This window comes from Kribbella sp. NBC_00889, from assembly GCF_045207705.1.
GTDB lineage: Bacteria > Actinomycetota > Actinomycetes > Propionibacteriales > Kribbellaceae > Kribbella.
Genome location: NZ_CP108783.1, coordinates 238,066 through 255,625 on the forward strand (window position 1 = coordinate 238,066; position 17,560 = coordinate 255,625).

Here is a 17,560-nt window from a genome sequence, read left to right on the forward strand (position 1 = left end):
TACGTCGCCCTCACCCAGCGAGGGGTCGGCGGTCCGGTGCTGAGCCTCAGACCTGAGGTTGCAGGCGGCGTTTCCGCGGGTTGCATCGGGGAGCGATTGAGTTGTGCAACCGTTTGCCCAGCGGGGATTTCGGTTGGGGAACAGACGAGTGATTCTCAGATGTTGTTAAGGGTGGGACCGTAGTATCTCGCTACGGCCCCGGATGTGGGTCACCAGGAGGATTGACAGACATGCAGAGCAGTAACCCGGTCCTGAACCGGTCGAGTGCGTTCGCGCCTGGCCAAGGCCAGGCCTATCCCGGGGCAGCTCCGTACGGTCAGCCGGGTCCCTACCAGCAGCCGGGCCAGTACGGCGGTCCCGGTATGCCGCCCCAGCAGTACCAAGGCGCGCCGGCCGACAGCCGCCCCATGACGATGGACGACGTGATCGTCCGGACCGCCGCCACCTTGGGTGTCGTCTCGGTCGTCGCCGCGATTTCCTGGAACGTCATCCCGGTCAGCGTGGTCACCCCGGCGTTCCTGGCCGGTGCCCTGGTCGCGTTCGCGCTGGCCATGGTGCTGTCCTTCTCGCGCCGGGTCAACCCGGTGCTGGTGATGCTGTACGCCGCGGCCGAGGGTGTGTTCCTCGGGATCGGCAGCAAGTTCATCGCGAACTGGGTCGGCGACTCCGGCATCATCGTGCAGGCGGTGCTGGCCACGCTCGTGACGGCCGCGCTGACGTTGGCGACGTACAAGTACTTCCAGATCAAGGTCACGCCGCGATTCACCAAGATGGTGATCCTGGCGACGATGGGCTTCGCCGGCGTACTGGTCATCAACCTGATCGCGAGCCTGTTCGGCTTCAACTCCGGGATCGGCGGCTTCGGCGTGATGGGCCTGGTGTTCGCCGCGCTCGGTGCCGGGCTGGCGGTCTTCAACCTGATCCTCGACTTCGACATGATCGAGCAGGGTGTCCGTCACGGCGCCCCGCAGAGCGAGGCCTGGCGGGCCGCGTTCGGCCTGACCGTCACCCTGGTCTGGCTGTACTGGAACCTGCTCCGCATCCTCGCGATCCTGCGCGGCGGTGACTGACCCCACGCTCACCACGACATCCGAAGGGCCGGCCCAGGTGGACCGGCCCTTCGGCCTTTCTCGAGCAGTTCGGGAATCCGGACAGGAAGCGTCCGGATGTGGTTCTAGCCTTGGGCCATGACCGAGGAGCAAGTGACCGCCGCCGAGTTCGAGCAGGCCGACTGGCGGGTGGTTGATGGTGGGGCGAGTGCTTGGTACGACGCGCCATCGCTGAGCGTGGGTGCGGCGCTGCTCGCCCGGATCGCGGCCCTGGCGGGCGGTGGCGGTCTCCCGGAGGTGGATCTGCGCGCCAGTGGTGTGCGGGTGCGGATCGGCAGGCCGTCGGCGGATCTGACCGGGGCCGACGTGGAGTTGGCCGGTGGGGTTTCAGCGGCGGCTCGCGAGCTCGGCCTGGTGGCGGATCCGGCGGCGTTGCAGATCATGCGCCTGGTGATCGATGCCGCAGACACACCGTCGGTGAAGGCCTTCTGGCAGACCACGCTGGCTTATGAGCCGGTCGGTGCCGACGGTCTCCGGGATCCGCTGCGGCGTGATCCGGCCGTGTCGTTCCGCGGCCTGGATGAGCCGCGGCCGCTGCGCAACCGGATCCACGTCGACGTCGGCCGGGACCCCGCGGCGGTGGATGCGGTCAAGGCAGCTCTTGGTCAGGAGGCGTTCGGCGCCTACGAGCTCACGCTCGCCGACGAAGAGGGCAACGAGGCCGACCTGGTCCCCGGTGGTGAGCTCTCGAACGAGACCACTGACTGGCTGGCGAACTTCGGCGGGATGACGTTCTACCCGACCACGTCGGCCGAGCAGGCGGTGCGTCTGGCGACGGCGGTCGCTCAGTTGGCGGACGACGGTGGTGTGCCGGTCCTGGTCGACGTACGCCCGGACGGCGTCACGATCGACAGCGGGAAGGATCAGTGGGAGGACGACGAGGGTGCACCTCGGCCCGCGTTCGTGGATCTGGCCGCTGGGATCCAGAAGGCGGCCGGCCAGTTAGGACTCTCCGCCGATCCCACACGCTTGCGTTTCGTCCAGCTCGGTTTCGACGCGGTCGACGTACCAGCAGTCCGCGCGTTCTGGACAGCCCTGCTCGGCTACCAGCACGATCCCCGGCCGTTCCTGACCGACATCTACGACCCGCGGCGACTCAACCCGGTCCTCTTCTTCCAGCAACTGGACCCAGCCGACAAGCCCCGCCACCACCAGCGCAACCGCCTCCACCTCGAGCTGGCCGTCCCCCGGGACCAAGCCCGATCCCGCATTGACGCGGCCCTCTCGACCGGAGGCCGCCTCATCTCCAGAACCCCGAACCACCACCGACTAGCAGACCCCGACGGCAACGAGGTGGCCATCGTCTGACCCAGAACACCCCGGGAACGGCGAAGACCCGCCCTTCCACCTGAAAGGGCAGGTCTTGTGAGGTTCTCCTTCGGGGTCAGCTCATTCGCCGGTGCGCCCGGACCAGGTCGTACTCGTGAACGATGGCTGTTGCGTGCCCGTGGGCGAGGGCGTACTCGCTGGAGAGCCATCTCACTCGGTCATCGAAGCGCAGGAACGACGGTCCGTCGTTCATCAGCTGGAACCACTCGGTCATCTCACGTCCGGTGCACCTGGGCACCCTCTCCACCAGACGCTGATGCGTCTCCTCGGAGTGGCTCAAGCCCATCTTCGCCTCCCGTCATCGGGGTACCGCGTAGTTATCGACTGTGCACCACGAGGCCACCCACAGGCAAGACTTCCGCCATGAATGTCCCCGCTCAGCGGACGCACGAAATCGTCGCAGGCCCCTTCCAGGGTTAGCTTCCGACCGGTACGGCGTCAGTCGTCTCGGTGGTGTCCTCGTCGACCCGGTCGACCTCGGCCTTCGGGTGGCGGCGGCGGTGGCGCAAGGAGGCCCAGGGACCCCGCGGGCCGCGCTCCCGCCCGGCGACCTCGGTCGCGGCGACTTCGGTGCCGGCCGTACGGGCGGCCTGGACGGCGGCCTCCGCGATCGGCAGGATCGCCTCGCCCCGGAATGGCTCCGGATGCACGAACGACTCCGGCCCGACCCCCATCGCGGCTGCGACTGATGGCAGCAGCGCTGCGGACGCGGCGGCGTACCCGGTGGCCGAGGGGTGGAAGTTGTCCCGGCCCCACATCGACGGGTTGGTCCGGAACACCTCGCCGAGCAGAGAGCCCAAAGACACAGTTCGGCCGCCTGCCTCGACCACTGCGATGGTCTGAGCGGCGGCCAGCCGGTGACTCCAGGACCGGGCGACCTGCCGCAGCGGCGGCATGATCGTCCGGACCACACCCAGGTCGGGGCAGGTACCCACCACCACCTCACAGTTCGCGGCCCGCAACCTGCGGACCGCGGCCGAGAGCAGCCGGACCGACGTCGAGGGCGGCATCTTCGCCTTCACATCATTCACGCCGATCAGGATGACCGCGACATGCGGCCCGGCCTGCAGGGCGGTGTCCACCTGCCCGGCGAGGTCGGTCGACTTCGCTCCGGTCTTCGACGCGTCGACCAGCCGCACCGGCCGTTTGGCCAGTTCGGAGAGTCCGGAGGCGAGCATCACCCCGGGCGTCTCGTCCGGCGACTCGGTGCCGTACCCGGCAGCACTGGAGTCGCCGAGTATGGCGAAGGTGATCGGACGTCCTGGAAACCAGCCATACAGGCCGTCGCCCGGAGTGGGGTAGTAACGCGTCGGCCCGATCACGCGCTTCGCGTACTCGGCCTCAGCGGTCAGTACGCCGTACAACGTGGCACCGATGAGTCCGAGTCCCCCGCCACCGAAGGCTGCGGCCTGGGCCAGTCGCTTCGCGGCCCGGGCTCTTGTCATACCTCCAGGATTACACGCTGTGACAGACAAGCAAGTGATATACGGCAAAGACGCGCCCAACTTCGTCCGGCCGGATGAGCACTACAGTTAGGACGTGCGCTACGCGAACTCACTCCTGGACCTGGTCGGCAACACCCCACTCGTGAAGCTGGGGAGGACGACCGACGGCGCCAAGCCGCTGGTGCTGGCGAAGGTCGAATACTTCAACCCCGGCGGCTCGGTGAAGGACCGGATCGCGGTCCGGATGATCGAGGCCGCGGAAGCCTCCGGCGAGCTGAAGCCGGGCGGCACGATCGTGGAGCCGACCTCCGGCAACACCGGGGTCGGGCTGGCCATGGTCGCCCAGCAGAAGGGCTACAAGTGCGTCTTCGTCTGCCCGGACAAGGTGAGTGAGGACAAGCGCAACGTACTGAAGGCGTACGGCGCCGAGGTCGTGGTGTGCCCGACCGCGGTGGCGCCAGAGCACCCGGACTCGTACTACAACGTCTCCGACCGCCTGGTCCGCGAGATCGACGGAGCCTGGAAGCCGAACCAGTACGCCAACCAGAACAATCCCCGCTCCCATTACGAGACCACCGGTCCGGAGTTGTGGGAGCAGACCGAGGGAAAGATCACTCACTTCGTCGCGGGCGTCGGCACCGGCGGCACGATCAGCGGCACCGGCAAGTACCTGAAGGAGGTCTCCGGCGGCCGGGTGCAGATCATCGGCGCGGACCCGGAGGGCTCGGTGTACTCCGGTGGCACCGGCCGGCCGTACCTGGTCGAGGGTGTCGGCGAGGACTTCTGGCCGGAGACGTACGACCGGGACATCTGCGACCGGGTGATCGAGGTCTCGGACGCGGACTCGTTCGCGCTGACCCGGCGGCTGGCCCGCGAGGAAGCCATGCTGGTCGGCGGTTCCGCGGGCATGGCCGCGGCGGCCGCGATCCGGCTCGCGCACGAACTCGACGATCCCGAAGCCGTCGTCGTGGTCCTGCTGCCGGACGGCGGCCGCGGCTACCTGACGAAGGTGTTCAACGACGACTGGCTGGCACAGTACGGGTTCCTCGCGCACACCCGGCAGGGTGTCACGCTCGGTGAGATCCTGGCCCGCAAGGACGGCGGCCTGCCGCCGATGGTGCACACGCACCCGCACGAGACGATCGCCGAGGCGGTCGAGATCCTGCGCGAGTACGGCGTCTCGCAGATGCCGGTGGTCCGGGCGGAGCCACCGGTGATGGCGGCCGAGGTCGCCGGGTCGGTGTCGGAGCGGACGCTGATGGACGCCCTGTACTCCGGCAAGGCCCGGCTGGCCGACATGGTCGAGCTGCACATGGACCCCGCGCTCCCGTCCCTGGGCGCCGGCGAACCGGTCACCCGGGCGGTCCAGCTGCTCGAGGACCGCGACGCTCTGATGGTGCTGGACGACGGCAAACCGGTGGGCGTCCTGACCCGTCAGGACCTCCTGGTCCACCTGTCCGCCGACTGACCTCCGCGCGGTGTGACCGCGCGGGCTGACTCCCCAGCGGGGGAGACTTATCGGTCCACGACCGAGGGCACGATGGCGAGCAGGACCGTGACCACGATGCCGATCACGATCGCCGCCGCTCCGGCAATCTGAAGAATTTCCATACCTCAAGAATCCTTCAGCGGGGCCATTCGGACATCGGCCCTCGGACCAGTCTTGCCTTCATCCCAAGGTCGTACGCCGGAGCCTGCCTACTCCTACTTCGGGAGTGCGGGTAAACCCCTAGTGGACCAGGACGAAGTCTGCCGGATCGAGCCGCCGGGTGCGGCGCCAGTACGAGATGGTGAACTCCGGCCAGATGGTGGAGTTGCGCCCAGCCGCATCCAGGTACCAACTGCTGCAGCCGGACTGCCAGACCGTGTCACCGAGCTCACCCTGGATCCCGCTGACGAACCGCTCCTGCGCCTCCTCGCGGACCTCGACGTACGACGCTCCGCGGCGGCGGAGCAGGTGCAGGGCCTGCATGACGTAGCGGACCTGGGCCTCGATCATGAACACCATCGAGGAGTGGCCGAGCAGCGTGTTCGGGCCGGCCAGCAGGAACAGGTTCGGGTAGCCGGCGACGGTGATGCCGAGGTGCGCGCCGATCCCCTCGCGCTTCCAGTGGTCGGCCAGGTCGACGCCGTCCTTGCCCAGGATCGGCATCCGGATCAGGTTCGCCGACACGTCGAACCCGGTGCCGAGCACGATCGTGTCGCACGGCCGCTCGATCCCGTCGGCGGTGACCACGCCGGTCGGAGTGACCCGGGTGATCGGGGTGGTGACGAGGTCCACGTTCGACCGGCGGAGGGCCGGGTAGTAGTCGTTGGAGTAGAGGATCCGCTTGCAGCCGATCTGGTACGCCGGAGTCAGCCTGGCCCGCAGGTCCGGATCGGGCACCTGCTTGCGGAGATGCCGCTTGGCCTGGATTTCAAGGCCTTTCATCAACTTCGGGTTGCCCGCGAACCCGGCGCCGCGACCCTCGAGACCCCAGTAGATGGCGTTCCGGATCGCGCGCTGACCGGCCGGGAACCGTTCGTGCAGCCGGCGTTCCCGGGGGCCGATCGCGCGGTCCGGCTTGGACATGACCCACGGTGCGGTCCGCTGGTACACGTCGAGCTGAGCGACCTCCTCGGCGATCTGCGGGACGAACTGGATCGCGGACGCGCCGGTCCCGATCACAGCGACGTTCCGGCCGCGCAGGTCGTGCCCGTGATCCCACTGCGCCGAGTGGAACGTCGTACCGGCGAAGGAATCGAGGCCGGGGAGGTCCGGCCGCTTGGGTTCGTGCAGGCTGCCGACGCCGGTCACCAGGGCCTGGGTCTGGATGGTCTCGTCGCCGTTCACGGTCACGGTCCACTGACCGGTGGCTTCGTCGAACGCGGCCTCGGTCACCTCGGCGCCGTACCGGATCTTCGGGGTGATGCCGTACTTGTCCGCGCAGTGCCGGAGGTAGCCGAGGATCTCGTCCCAGGGCGCGAACATGCGGGTCCAGTGCGGATTCTGCTCGAACGAGAACGAGTAGAGGTACGAGGGGATGTCGCACGCGCAGCCCGGATAGGTGTTGTCCCGCCAGGTGCCACCGAGTTCGGCGGCCTTCTCGAGGATGACGAAGTCCTCGCACCCGGCCTGCCGCAGTTTGATCCCCATACACAGCCCGGCGAACCCGGCCCCGATGATCACGACCTCAGTCATACCGACGAAGGTTACCGGCGAGTCATGCGGACCTCCAGCACTCATCAAAGGCCGTCAGCGGGCGCGCTCAAGCGTGGAGCCGGGCCGATCGGTCACGTTGATGAGTGTTTGGCGTCCGCCAACCGGTGCAGGATCTCGCCGGCGTTCGGGATGACCAGGGTGCCGGGGTCGTTCTCGAGGGCGGCCAGGTCGACGCTCGCCGGATCCAGGTAGCCGAGGTTGGCGCCGCGGACGACGTCCTCCGGGATGCCAGTGGCCAGCGTGACCTGGACGCGGAGGTGCTCGCCGGTCGCCGGGTCCCAGGTGCCGGCGCCGCGGAGGTGGGTCGAGTGGGCGAGCACCCCCCAGTGCAGGTCGCGGAACTTCTCCCACTGGCCGATGAAGTAGTCGCGGCAGTGGTACCCGATCTCCTCGATCTCCGGGTGCATCGCGGCCAGCCGGGTCACGTGCGGCGCGTACAGGATGACCTCGCCGCCGTCGGCGACGATCGGCTCGACCTTGTAGAAGCCCTTCGCCGCGGTCCAGATGTCGGCGTACTTCGCGGGCATCATCGAGACCACTCGCCGGACCGGCTGGTTCAGGTAGCGGATGTGGGTCTGGGCGGAGATGTCGGCGGCCGCGCGCCACGAGGAGGCGGTGTCGCCGAACGCGATCGCGTGCAGGGAGTCCGTGCCGGACTGCGCGACCACGGACAGCGCGAGCTTCTCGGCCGGGATCAGCGACGCGGCCTCGTCGATCAGCGCCCGCACCGGCGTGATGCCCGGCGTACCGATGATGTTCGCGCTGGTGATCAGGGCGCCGAGCCAGTGCGACAGGTCGATCACTTCCTGGCCGGCCACACCGGGGAAGAAGTACTTGTTGCCGCCCGAGAAGCCGACCACCTCGTGCGGGAACACCGGGCCGACGACCAGCGCGACGTCGTGCTCGACCACGGCCCGGTTGAGTTTGACCGGAACCTCGTCGCGCAGCATCTCGTCGGAGATCTCGCCGACCCGGTCCGCGCTGATCGAGCCGAGATCGACGAACGTGTCCGGTTTCCACCACTCGTGATTCAGTACGCCGTCGTACTCACCGCCGAGGTGGTCGCGGAGCTGTTCCGGCGTCATCTCCGCATGCGTGCCCAGGGCAACCAAGGTGGTGAGCTTGCTGACCCGGCCGTCGAGCGCCTGGTGGACCGCCTTCATCAGCAACGGGAGCGGGCAGCTCCGGGTGGCGTCCGGGACGATCACGCAGACACTGCGCCCGTCCAGTCCGGCACCGGCCAACGAGTCGCCGACGAAGCTCATCACCTCGTCGTCGGTCAGGACCTGGTCCACCCCACCGATCACCGCCGCTGTGCTCACACCCCGACCTTACCGAGCCCTGACGCCCGGTCCAGCCGTTGACCGCTGGGTGGTGGCGTTGCACGATCGGGGTGGCACCTGGGGGAGCGGGAGCTAAGTGCAAGGGGGATTCAGCATGTCCGACACGATCGAACGGCCGTCGGGGGCGCGACCCGAGGGCTTCGGGGGAGTGGTCCTGCGGTCCGGGGACGCGGCGTACGACGACGCCCGGACGGTGTTCAACACGATGATCGACAAGCGGCCGGCGATGATCGCGCAGTGCGAGTCCGCGGCCGACGTCCAGGCGGCGGTCCGGTACGGCGTCGCCCAGGACCTCGAGCTCGCCGTCCGCGGCGGTGGTCACGGCGTGGCCGGCACGGGGGTCACCGAGGGCGGTCTGGTCGTCGACCTGCGCCGGCTGAACGACGTACAGATCGACCCGGAGGCGCGGCTCGCGCGAGTGGGCGGCGGTGCGACGTGGGGTGACTTCGACCGGGCCTGCCGGCCGTACTGGCTGGCGACGACGGGCGGCCGGGTCTCGACGACCGGTGTCGCCGGGCTCACCCTCGGTGGCGGATCGGGATGGCTGGAACGCAAGTTCGGTCTGGCCTGCGACGCGCTGGTGTCGGTCGAGCTGGTCACTGCCGATGGGCGGTTGATCATCGCGGACGAGACGAAGAACACCGAGCTGTTCTGGGCGTTGCACGGCGGCGGCGGGAACTTCGGGGTCGCGACGTCGATGACGTTCAAGCTGCAGCCGTTGCCGGCGGTCACGCTCGGGCTGCTGATGTGGCCCGCGGACGCCGGTCCGACGGTGTTCCGCGCGTATCGGGACCTGATCGAGCAGGGGGCACCGGAGGAGCTTGGTGGCGGTGCGATCTATCTGACCGGGCCGCCCGAGGACTTCGTGCCGCAGCACCTGCAGGGCAAGCTCACCGTGGCGGTGGCCGGGGTCTACGCCGGCGGCGAGCCGGAGCTGCGGGACGCGCTCGCGCCGATGTTCGCGCTGGCACCGGAAGTGCAGATGGTCGCGGAGATGCCGTACGACGTGCTGCAGTCGTCGCTCGACGATCCGCCCGGGTTCCGCAACTACTGGTCGGCCGAGCACCTGTCGTCGCTGCCCGACCCGGCGATCCAGGCGTTGTGCGATCGGGTCGTGGACATGCCGTGCCCGTCGCCGTCGCAGCAGATCTGCGTGCCGTGGGGTGGTGAGGTACTGCGGGCCGCGGACAAGTGGCCGCTGCCGCATCGGCAGGCCGCCTGGGTGGTCCATCCGTTCGGCCTGTGGGCGGATCCGGCCGACGACGAGCGTGGGATCCATTGGGCCCGGGATCTGTGCAACGACCTGAAGGAGTGGTCGACCGGGTACGTGTACCTGAACTTCATCGGTAACGAGGGCCAGAACCGGGTGATCGCCGGATTCGGTGAGGCGAACTACCAGCGGCTGTCCCGGGTGAAGTGCGAGTACGACCCTGAGAACGTCTTCCACCTGAACCAGAACATCGAGCCGGGCTGGCCGGACTAGACCTTCACCGGACCGCGCTGGCGGGACCACTGGAGGTGTACGACGGCGGAGTACGTGATGGCGGCCAGCGGGGCTGCCCACAGGCGGAAGAACGGTAGCTGGCCGGTGACCGCGGTCGCGGTGAAGATCACGCCGAACAGGGTCGCGCCCGTGATCGTGCCGCGCCGCCGGCTCTCGAGCGCCGTACTGGGCAATGGACCCATGTGCCGATCGAGGGCGGTGCAGAGTGCGCTCAGTCCGGCGATCGTGGTGACGACGAAAAGGACCCCGCCGACGATCTCGCCGAGCACGATCGCGACCGCGTTGAAGAACACCAGCACGGCGACGGCGACGAGAACGTCCAACGCTCCGAAGGTCAACTGGTTGCGCCTCCGTCGGCGCAGATCGACCCCCTCCGCACGCCGGGTCGGTCCTGGATCGCCGGACAACCGCTTGATCGTCAGCACGAGACCGGTCACCAGGACGACAAGGATCAGTACGCCGACAACCGACAGCACCGTCGATCGAGTCGTCGACATGTACTGGCGTACGTCGCCGCCACCGAAGTCACAGCTGGCCGACGGCGGGAACCATGACGTGTGCACCTCGGTCGTGCTGCCGCCGTGGAGCTTCTTCTCACACGCCTCGCTCGGATCGAACCAGCTCGGCATCGCCGTCGACACCGCGATCGCCCACCCCAGCCCGCACACGAGCCCCAACCCCAACAACAACCCCGCCTGACGCCTCAGCCACTGCACGCGCCCACCCTCTCATCCTGCCCGCAATGGTTGACGCTCGCCGGAGCGCGTTGGCCGGTGGCTGGAGGGTCTTCCATCGGCACGCGGACGCGCTGGAGACCTAGCTCAAGTCGAGCAGTCGCGGAGGTAGTCGGTGGTCGAGCGCGGTGTGATACCCCGGCTGCGCAACGGTTCGTCGTCCCAGGGAGCGTCGTGCAGGTCCTGGAGCAGGCCGACACCCAACGCCGACGCCATCCCGTCGTTGGTGCGGCTGAGGATGCGGACCATCACGCGGACGACGGGCCGCGGCATGTGCTGCACCTTCAGGCGCCGGCCGGTGAACTGCTCGGCGATTGCGACTGCTTCGTTCCGGCTGAGCGCCTCCGGTCCGCCGAATTCGATCAGCTCGGGAGGATCGGGCTCGACCGCCACGGCCGCGACGAGAGCCGCGACGTCGTCTGTGCTCACCCATCGCTGCTTGGCATCGCCCTTCCCGATGGTCGACACCTTGCCGTTGGCGATGTCGAAGCGGCCCGGTGGTGCCAGATGAATCTCGTGGAAGGCATCCGGCCGCACGATGACGGCCCGCATGCTCGAAGCCTTCAGTCGCTGTTCGACAGCCAGCTTGGCGCGCTCGAGCGGTAGACCGAGGCCCGCCTCGACCCCGGCGTACGAAATGTAGACAAATCGCTCCACACCGGCTGCTTGGGCCGCGTCGACGAGGGCAACCATCCCCACCTCGTCAACTTCGTGCAACGACGGCCCAGGTACGCGCGCCAACAGCCGAGCAATCGCAGTCGCGGTGGCGACAACCGTGCTGACCCCCTCACACGCCTTCTGCAGACTCGCGCTGTCCGTCAGATCCCCCCGAACCACCTTCGCCCCAGCCTCTTCCAGCCGACTCCCGTCCGACTGCGGCCGCACCAGGCACACCACCTCCTGCCCAGCCCCTACCAACAGCCGGACAACCCGCCCACCCAACTCACCCGTCCCACCCACCACCAGCATCATCAAACCCACCCCCTACCTCGAAGGTGACCCCCAACCCCCACCTACGCAACCCCTCAACCCGGCTCAGGAGAGATCACGGAGGTTGTGGTCGGCAACTAGGTACTAGTGCTTCTCCGCCTTGCGATGCACGCACCTGGACACCGCAATCGCTCAAGGGATCACCGACGCAGGGCACTAGGTGGACTCGAGGGCGGCGAGGTCGCGTTCGGCGTACAGGCGGTGTTGCCATTCCTCGTTGAGGAGCAACAGGAGGATCTCGCGGATCGAGTAGTTGTCCGGCGGCGGCCAGCCGGGGCCGGGGACGGGGCTGGTGTCGGCGTTCAGGGCGTCCTCGGTGAGGTCGTCGACGTACCGGCGTACGACAGCCATCCGGTCCCGGCGCAACTGCAGGACGTCCTCGAGGGACGGGCGTACGTCGCGATCCCACGGAACGCCAGGTGTTTCGCTCATCTCGTCGAACGGCAGATCCAGCGGATGCCACGGCGCGGGGTCGCCCAGGATCACGCGGCAGATCCACGCATCCGTGGCAAACGCGAGGTGCCGCAGCGTCTGGATGAACGACCACTCCCCGTCCACACTCTCGTGCAGCAACTCGGACGGCAGCTTCCGCGCCCGCTCGTCCGTCCCGTCCCACAGCCGCTCGACCACATCCCACGCCTCCCGGAACCCGGGTACGCCGGTCGGCCGCATCTTCACGCGATCGGGGTACCGCCGGTCCAACTCGGCGGACACATGGGCCTCAACCTCGACACCGTTGATCACCAGACCCTCGATGTCACCGTCGATCCGCACCTGCCCGAGATCCATCCCACGCATCACCGCACCACGCAGCTTCACCCGCTCGAACCGTGCGCCGCGCAAATCAACATCCCGAACCACCACACCGCGCAAATCAACCCGCTCGATCGCATCCACGTTTTCCATATCTTCAAGCTAAAAGACATTCCGGACACCCTTCTTCCGGAACCCCAAGAAAAACAAGCCACTCGCGAGCTCTGGTCGCGTCTGATCGGCCGGGTTAGATTGCGAGCAGCGTCGGACCTGGGGGACTGGTCCATCCGCTTCGTGGGGGAGCTATGAGTGTTTTCCGTCATCATTCCTACCGTCGTCGTGGCGCCATCGGCGTTGCCGTTGTGCTCGCTCTGGTCGCCGGGCAGCAGGCGCCGGCGAGCGCCGTACCGAACGACGAGCACTACGCCGAACAGTTGGTCAAGAAAGTCGACGGCAAGAACGTCAAGAAACACCTCGACGCGTTGCAGGCGATCGCCAACGCGTCCGGCGGGACCCGTGCGGCCGGGACCACGGGGTACGACCGCTCGGTTGCCTACGTCGCACTCCAGCTCCGGGCCGCGGGGTACAAGGTCACACTCGATCCGGCCAACTTCGTCGAGAGCTGGACGGAGAACAGCCCGCCGACGCTCGCGGTGACGGGCGGTCAGACGTACGTACCGAACGAGCAGTTCTTCACCTTCCAGCCGTCGCCGTCCGGTGACGTGACGGCGCAGATCCAGGCCGTGGACCTGGTCCTGCCGCCGACACCCACCCCGACATCGACGAGTGGATGCGAGACTTCGGACTTCGCCGGCTTTGTGGCCGGCCGGATCGCGCTGGTCCAGCGCGGCACGTGCCCGTTCATCACCAAGGTGCAGAACGCTCGCGATGCCGGGGCCGCGGCGATCATCGTCTTCAACGAGGGCCAGCCGGGCCGCACGGACGCGGAACCGCTCGACCTCGGTGAGTGGCGACTCGGCATCCCGATGGTGTACGCCGACTTCTCCATCGGCACCGAGTTGGCCGCGAGCCCGGGCGCGGTCGTTCATCTGAAGGTCGACGCGAACCTGCAACTCAGCACCGACTACAACGTGATCGCCGAAACCACGAAGGGCGATCCGAACAACGTGGTCATGGTCGGCGCTCACCTCGACAGCGTGCCGGAAGGCCCAGGGATCAACGACAACGGCTCGGGTGCGGCCGCGATCCTGGAGACCGCGCTGCAACTCGCGAAGGTCCCGGTGAAGAACAAGGTCCGGTTCGCGTTCTGGGCCGCCGAGGAGCTCGGGCTGCTCGGGTCCGACCAGTACGTCGCGAAGCTGTCGGCGCCGGACCGGGACCGGATCCGGCTGTACCTCAACTTCGACATGATCGCCTCGCCGAACTTCGCCTACAAGCTGTACGACGGCGACGACTCCGACGCGGTCGGCGCGCCGGCCGGGCCGGCCGGCTCGGCCCAGATCGAGAATCGGCTGGAGACGTTCTTCAACAGCCGCGGCCTCGGTCACGTCGGCACCGACTTCGACGGTCGCTCCGACTACGGCCCGTTCATCGCGGCAGGCATCCCCGCCGGCGGCATCTTCACCGGCGCCGAAGGCGAGAAGACACCTGAGGAGGCAACCCTGTTCGGCGGTACGCCGGGAGTCGCGTACGACATCTGCTACCACCAGGCCTGCGACACCCTCGCCAACGTGAACGCCACCGCCCTGGACGTCAACTCCGACGCCATCGCCGACTCCACCGCCCGCTACGCCTTCAACGTCGCCACGATCCCCGACTAACCCCCCGGCCGCGTCTCCACCCCGCCCCCGATGCGGGGTGGAGACGCACCCCTCAAGGGGTCAGGCCAGTGACTTGGTGAACATCAGGGTGGCTTCGTCGTCCAGTCGTACTGTGTTGCCGGGGGCAACTGGTTGGTTGTCGTACATGAGGCCTCGGCCGTCGGGCAGGTAGCCGCGGCGGACGTACATCCGCTGGGCTTGGCCATAGTCGGCGTACAGACCGACGCCGATCCCGACCATCTCGGATCGTTGGGCCACCAACGCCTCTGCCGCGTCCATCAGCCCGCTGCCGATCCCGCGGCGCCGGTACGGCGGCAGCACGTTGAAGTCCTGGATCTCCGGCAACCCGTCGAAGTACGCCGACTCCCACCGCACCGTCACGTAACCGACGAAATCCTCGTCAACCGTCGCCACCAACACATCCCGCACCCCAGCCGCCTGCTCGGCCAAATACTTCTCGTACTGCTCAACCGGCTTGTCCCACCCGATGGCCGTGAACGCCCCCGAAATAACCACCGGATCCCCGTCCCGCAGAGCCCGAATCCCATACCCGCCACTCATGACATCCTCTTCCGCCGGCACGCCTGGGAGCGTAGCCGCAGGACCACCACCCGGTCGCTGGGTTTTCGTGCACAACCAGCTACCGGGTGGCGGAGACCCGTCAGCGGGTTGCGCGCGCCGCTTGTTCGATGACTTTGGTGATGGGGCTGGGTTTGGAGACCAGGCCTAGATGGCCGGCCTTGATCTTGGTGATCTTGGAGTTGGCTCGGGTGGCCATGGCGAGTTGGGCGTCGGGGGTGATGATGCGGTCGCCGGTGCCGAGGACGTACCAGGACGGGATGGTCAGGTACGCCGGCGTACCTGAAATTGTGCTTCCGGCGCTGAGAGTCAACGGGCGCTGGGACGGGTAGAGGTTCTCGGCCTCGTGGCGTGGGACGCCGGACGCGAACGACGTCAGGAAGGTGTCGCGCTTGAGGTAGAGGTCGACGTCACCGGCGGGCGCACCCGGGTAGGGGACGAAGTCGAAGACGGTAGCGGGGTCGACGTTCAGTGCGGAGTCCTCGCCGGCCAGCGAGAAGATCGCTTCTCCCGCTGCGGGTGCGAACGCGTCGACGTACACGAGCGCCTTGACGTTCGGGTTGCCGGTTGCCGCGTTCGTGATGACGGCGCCGCCGTACGAGTGACCGACCAGTACGACGGGTCCGGACAACGTGGACAGGAAGCTTCTGATGGTTGCGGCGTCGGTGGTGAGGTTGCGCAACGGGTTCGGTGGCACGCGGACGTTGTAGCCGTCGTTCAGGAGACGGCTGGTGATCTTGGACCAGCTGGACCCGTCGGCCCAGGCGCCGTGGACGAGCACGATGGTGGGTTTCGGGCCACCGGGATGGGACGCCGCCGCAGGGGTTATCGCGGTCAGCACCAGACCCAGGACGGCCGTGAGCACGGTCAGCACACGGAAGAGAGGTGATCGATTCCTGTTCATCGACAGGTCCTTTCGTCAGTCGACTGTCGCCGGGAGGGCGCGCGAGCTGACGAAGTCAGTTGATGAGTGTCGTGGTGCGGGGCAGACCGCTAGGACTGGAAGAACTCCAGCAGGTCGGCGTTGACCACGTCGGCGTGGGTGGTCGGCATGCCGTGGGGGAGGTCCTTGTACGTCTTCAGGACTCCGTTCTTCAGCAGCTCCGCCGACCGCGGGCCCGATGCGACGTACGGAACGATCTGGTCGTCCTCGCTGTGGACCACCAGCACCGGGATGCCGATCTGCTTCAGGTCCGCGGTGAAGTCGGTCTGGGAGAACGCGACGATGCCGTCGTAGTGCGCCTTGGCCCCGCCCATCATGCCCTGGCGCCACCAGTTCTGGATGACCGCCTCGGAAGCCTGCGCGCCGGGCCGGTTGTACCCGTAGAACGGTCCGGACGGCAGCGCGCGGTAGAACTCCGAGCGGTTCGCCGCCAGCTGGGCCTGCAGGTCGTCGAAGACCTCCTTGGGCAGGCCGTCGGGGTTGGCGTCGGTCTTCACCATCAGCGGCGGTACGGCGCAGAGCAGCGCGGCCCTGGCAGCCCGGGCCTCACCGTGCCGGGCGAGGTAGTGCGTGACTTCGCCGCCGCCGGTCGAGTGGCCGACGTGGAGGCAGTCGTGCAGGTCGAGATGCTCCACGACCGCGGCGAGGTCGTCGGCGTAGTGGTCCATGTCGTGGCCGTCGCCGGTCTGCGTCGACCGGCCGTGACCGCGGCGGTCATGGGCGATGACGCGGTACCCCTGCTGCAGGAAGAAGAGCATCTGGTTGTCCCAGTCGTCGGCCGACAGCGGCCAACCGTGACTGAAGACGATCGGCTGACCGCTGCCCCAGTCCTTGTAGAAGATCTCGGTACCGTCGCTGGTCGTGATCATTCCCACTGTGGTGCCCCCTCAAGTGCGTAACGAAATAGCCCCGGCCTCGAACGGCACACGGGACCAGGAGCCCGGCACCGAATCGTCGTCAGCCCGAAACCCTTTGTCAGCAACGGGTTTGGTGACCTCACCACCCCCACGCCACCCTAGCCCCCGACGGCCGATCTGAGGAGCCCCCAAGTAGCGGACAGGCTCACGGACGAGCGCCCGAGGAGACCGAGTACACCCCGGAAGCGCACTCTCGACCTCGACGTCGCCTACGAGCTCCCGGCCGCGCCGACATCATCCGCGAAACGATCGACGGCCAGAAAACCATGGGCTGGTCCGCTCGTTCAGTGGTCCAGCGTGCGCAGGTCCTTGATGCTTTCGTCGATCAGGCGCGCCGACGGACCGAGCCTTGCGCCTATCCCTTTGGGTCCGGTCCTGGCGTCCACGGGGGATGTCGTGGTCTCGACGCGGGCAGTGGGGGCACTGTCCGCGGGCGGGTCGCCGAACGAGACCGGTGAGAGCAGAACGGTCCCCTCGACGGTCAAGAGCCGCACTCCGAGCAGCCGGGCGACGAGCGAGGTGCGTACGACGGCCCCGCCGGCCAGGGTGCTAGTTCTGGCTGGTCTCATCCAGATAGCTGTCGAGCCCGTTGCTCCCGGTTCGGGAAGGCTTGCCGCGCTGACGGCGAGCCTCGTCGAGCCGCTGCGACGCCCGCTGGAGCGCTTCGACCATCTGAACATAGCGTTCACGTCCCGCCTTGGCCCCGAGCACGTACCCCACGCCGAACACCGCCACGCTGCGCAGCTTCATTTCTTGTCCTTCTGCCGCCGCGAGGAGACCACAGCGCTGGCCGCGCTCACACCGATCGCGGCAGCCGCGGCGGCGACGCTGTTGCGCACAGCACCACGGCGCATCGCGTTCGTCGTGCCGGTCGCGATCTGCCCGACAATCCGCTCCGTCCGGCTTTTCCTGTGCAACAGTCCCATGATCG

Annotated in this window: 18 protein-coding genes; 5 read left to right on the forward strand and 13 right to left on the reverse strand. The window is 67.8% G+C overall.

The window, feature by feature from the left end; genetic code table 11:
- The first annotated feature begins 230 nt into the window (after positions 1-230).
- A complete protein-coding gene (locus OG817_RS01255) occupies positions 231-1,070 on the forward strand; it encodes a Bax inhibitor-1/YccA family protein (protein ID WP_360441918.1) in 840 nt (279 codons plus the stop codon).
- Between the two features lie 117 nt (positions 1,071-1,187).
- Complete coding sequence (locus OG817_RS01260; protein WP_406051591.1) at positions 1,188-2,417, forward strand: VOC family protein; 1,230 nt, start codon at positions 1,188-1,190, stop codon at positions 2,415-2,417.
- Between the two features lie 76 nt (positions 2,418-2,493).
- Here the strand turns inward: OG817_RS01260 and OG817_RS01265 are convergent, their stop codons facing one another.
- Both OG817_RS01265 and OG817_RS01270 read right to left on the reverse strand, forming a co-directional pair.
- A complete protein-coding gene (locus OG817_RS01265) occupies positions 2,494-2,724 on the reverse strand; it encodes a DUF4287 domain-containing protein (RefSeq protein ID WP_131363087.1) in 231 nt (76 codons plus the stop codon).
- A 130-nt stretch (positions 2,725-2,854) separates the two neighbouring features.
- A complete protein-coding gene (locus OG817_RS01270) occupies positions 2,855-3,883 on the reverse strand; it encodes an SGNH/GDSL hydrolase family protein (RefSeq protein ID WP_360441911.1) in 1,029 nt (342 codons plus the stop codon).
- A 94-nt stretch (positions 3,884-3,977) separates the two neighbouring features.
- Here OG817_RS01270 and OG817_RS01275 point away from each other — a divergent pair, with 94 nt between their 5' ends.
- Positions 3,978-5,351, forward strand: a complete 1,374-nt coding sequence (locus tag OG817_RS01275; protein ID WP_396396473.1) for a cystathionine beta-synthase — start codon at positions 3,978-3,980, stop codon at positions 5,349-5,351.
- A gap of 261 nt (positions 5,352-5,612) precedes the next feature.
- On the opposite strand, the gene OG817_RS01280 is transcribed toward OG817_RS01275, so the two are convergent.
- Both OG817_RS01280 and OG817_RS01285 read right to left on the reverse strand, forming a co-directional pair.
- Positions 5,613-7,064, reverse strand: a complete 1,452-nt coding sequence (locus tag OG817_RS01280) for a flavin-containing monooxygenase (RefSeq protein ID WP_406051592.1) — start codon at positions 7,062-7,064, stop codon at positions 5,613-5,615.
- Positions 7,065-7,156: 92 nt separating this feature from the next.
- On the reverse strand, positions 7,157-8,407 hold the full coding sequence (locus OG817_RS01285) for a lactate racemase domain-containing protein (RefSeq protein WP_406051593.1): 1,251 nt from the start codon (positions 8,405-8,407) through the stop codon (positions 7,157-7,159).
- Positions 8,408-8,522: 115 nt separating this feature from the next.
- Here OG817_RS01285 and OG817_RS01290 point away from each other — a divergent pair, with 115 nt between their 5' ends.
- Positions 8,523-9,911 carry an FAD-binding oxidoreductase gene (locus OG817_RS01290; RefSeq protein WP_396396468.1) on the forward strand — a complete coding sequence of 463 codons (1,389 nt, stop codon included), beginning with the start codon at positions 8,523-8,525 and terminating at the stop codon, positions 9,909-9,911.
- On the opposite strand, the gene OG817_RS01295 is transcribed toward OG817_RS01290, so the two are convergent.
- The 3 genes from OG817_RS01295 to OG817_RS01305 all read right to left on the reverse strand — a co-directional run bounded on the left by OG817_RS01295 (position 9,908) and on the right by OG817_RS01305 (position 12,562).
- Positions 9,908-10,648, reverse strand: coding sequence for a hypothetical protein (locus OG817_RS01295; RefSeq protein WP_406051595.1), 741 nt, complete (start codon positions 10,646-10,648; stop codon positions 9,908-9,910). The genes OG817_RS01290 and OG817_RS01295 overlap by 4 nt on opposite strands.
- A gap of 105 nt (positions 10,649-10,753) precedes the next feature.
- The gene (locus OG817_RS01300) at positions 10,754-11,638 is read right to left on the reverse strand and encodes an SDR family oxidoreductase (RefSeq protein ID WP_406051597.1); all 885 of its coding nucleotides are present in this window, start codon (positions 11,636-11,638) and stop codon (positions 10,754-10,756) included.
- 174 nt (positions 11,639-11,812) lie between these two features.
- Positions 11,813-12,562 carry a DinB family protein gene (locus tag OG817_RS01305; RefSeq protein WP_406051599.1) on the reverse strand — a complete coding sequence of 250 codons (750 nt, stop codon included), beginning with the start codon at positions 12,560-12,562 and terminating at the stop codon, positions 11,813-11,815.
- A gap of 152 nt (positions 12,563-12,714) precedes the next feature.
- Between OG817_RS01305 and OG817_RS01310 the strand changes: the two genes are divergently transcribed.
- The gene (locus OG817_RS01310) at positions 12,715-14,190 is read left to right on the forward strand and encodes a M28 family metallopeptidase (RefSeq protein ID WP_406051600.1); all 1,476 of its coding nucleotides are present in this window, start codon (positions 12,715-12,717) and stop codon (positions 14,188-14,190) included.
- Between the two features lie 60 nt (positions 14,191-14,250).
- Here the strand turns inward: OG817_RS01310 and OG817_RS01315 are convergent, their stop codons facing one another.
- The 6 genes from OG817_RS01315 to OG817_RS01340 form a co-directional block, all read right to left on the reverse strand.
- Complete coding sequence (locus OG817_RS01315) at positions 14,251-14,751, reverse strand: GNAT family N-acetyltransferase (protein WP_406051601.1); 501 nt, start codon at positions 14,749-14,751, stop codon at positions 14,251-14,253.
- Positions 14,752-14,851: 100 nt separating this feature from the next.
- Complete coding sequence (locus OG817_RS01320) at positions 14,852-15,673, reverse strand: alpha/beta fold hydrolase (RefSeq protein WP_406051602.1); 822 nt, start codon at positions 15,671-15,673, stop codon at positions 14,852-14,854.
- Between the two features lie 89 nt (positions 15,674-15,762).
- Positions 15,763-16,587 carry an alpha/beta fold hydrolase gene (locus tag OG817_RS01325; RefSeq protein WP_406051604.1) on the reverse strand — a complete coding sequence of 275 codons (825 nt, stop codon included), beginning with the start codon at positions 16,585-16,587 and terminating at the stop codon, positions 15,763-15,765.
- Positions 16,588-16,913: 326 nt separating this feature from the next.
- A complete protein-coding gene (locus tag OG817_RS01330; RefSeq protein ID WP_406051606.1) occupies positions 16,914-17,198 on the reverse strand; it encodes a hypothetical protein in 285 nt (94 codons plus the stop codon).
- On the reverse strand, positions 17,179-17,379 hold the full coding sequence (locus OG817_RS01335) for a hypothetical protein (RefSeq protein WP_406051607.1): 201 nt from the start codon (positions 17,377-17,379) through the stop codon (positions 17,179-17,181). Before OG817_RS01335 ends, OG817_RS01330 begins: the two co-directional genes overlap by 20 nt.
- The gene (locus OG817_RS01340; RefSeq protein ID WP_360441864.1) at positions 17,376-17,555 is read right to left on the reverse strand and encodes a hypothetical protein; all 180 of its coding nucleotides are present in this window, start codon (positions 17,553-17,555) and stop codon (positions 17,376-17,378) included. The genes OG817_RS01335 and OG817_RS01340 overlap by 4 nt, the downstream gene beginning before the upstream one ends.
- Between the last annotated feature and the right edge of the window lie 5 nt (positions 17,556-17,560).

Excerpts from the sequence above, each read along its gene's own strand:
- OG817_RS01255 (WP_360441918.1), top strand. The coding sequence starts at position 231 with ATGCAGAGCAGTAACCCGGTCCTGAACCGGTCGAGTGCGTTCGCGCCT.
- OG817_RS01260 (WP_406051591.1), top strand. The coding sequence starts at position 1,188 with ATGACCGAGGAGCAAGTGACCGCCGCCGAGTTCGAGCAGGCCGACTGG.
- OG817_RS01265 (WP_131363087.1), bottom strand. The coding sequence starts at position 2,724 with ATGGGCTTGAGCCACTCCGAGGAGACGCATCAGCGTCTGGTGGAGAGG.
- OG817_RS01270 (WP_360441911.1), bottom strand. The coding sequence starts at position 3,883 with ATGACAAGAGCCCGGGCCGCGAAGCGACTGGCCCAGGCCGCAGCCTTC.
- OG817_RS01280 (WP_406051592.1), bottom strand. The coding sequence starts at position 7,064 with ATGACTGAGGTCGTGATCATCGGGGCCGGGTTCGCCGGGCTGTGTATG.
- OG817_RS01290 (WP_396396468.1), top strand. The coding sequence starts at position 8,523 with ATGTCCGACACGATCGAACGGCCGTCGGGGGCGCGACCCGAGGGCTTC.
- OG817_RS01300 (WP_406051597.1), bottom strand. The coding sequence starts at position 11,638 with ATGATGCTGGTGGTGGGTGGGACGGGTGAGTTGGGTGGGCGGGTTGTC.
- OG817_RS01305 (WP_406051599.1), bottom strand. The coding sequence starts at position 12,562 with ATGGAAAACGTGGATGCGATCGAGCGGGTTGATTTGCGCGGTGTGGTG.
- OG817_RS01310 (WP_406051600.1), top strand. The coding sequence starts at position 12,715 with ATGAGTGTTTTCCGTCATCATTCCTACCGTCGTCGTGGCGCCATCGGC.
- OG817_RS01315 (WP_406051601.1), bottom strand. The coding sequence starts at position 14,751 with ATGAGTGGCGGGTATGGGATTCGGGCTCTGCGGGACGGGGATCCGGTG.
- OG817_RS01320 (WP_406051602.1), bottom strand. The coding sequence starts at position 15,673 with ATGAACAGGAATCGATCACCTCTCTTCCGTGTGCTGACCGTGCTCACG.
- OG817_RS01330 (WP_406051606.1), bottom strand. The coding sequence starts at position 17,198 with ATGAGACCAGCCAGAACTAGCACCCTGGCCGGCGGGGCCGTCGTACGC.
- OG817_RS01335 (WP_406051607.1), bottom strand. The coding sequence starts at position 17,379 with ATGAAGCTGCGCAGCGTGGCGGTGTTCGGCGTGGGGTACGTGCTCGGG.
- OG817_RS01340 (WP_360441864.1), bottom strand. The coding sequence starts at position 17,555 with ATGGGACTGTTGCACAGGAAAAGCCGGACGGAGCGGATTGTCGGGCAG.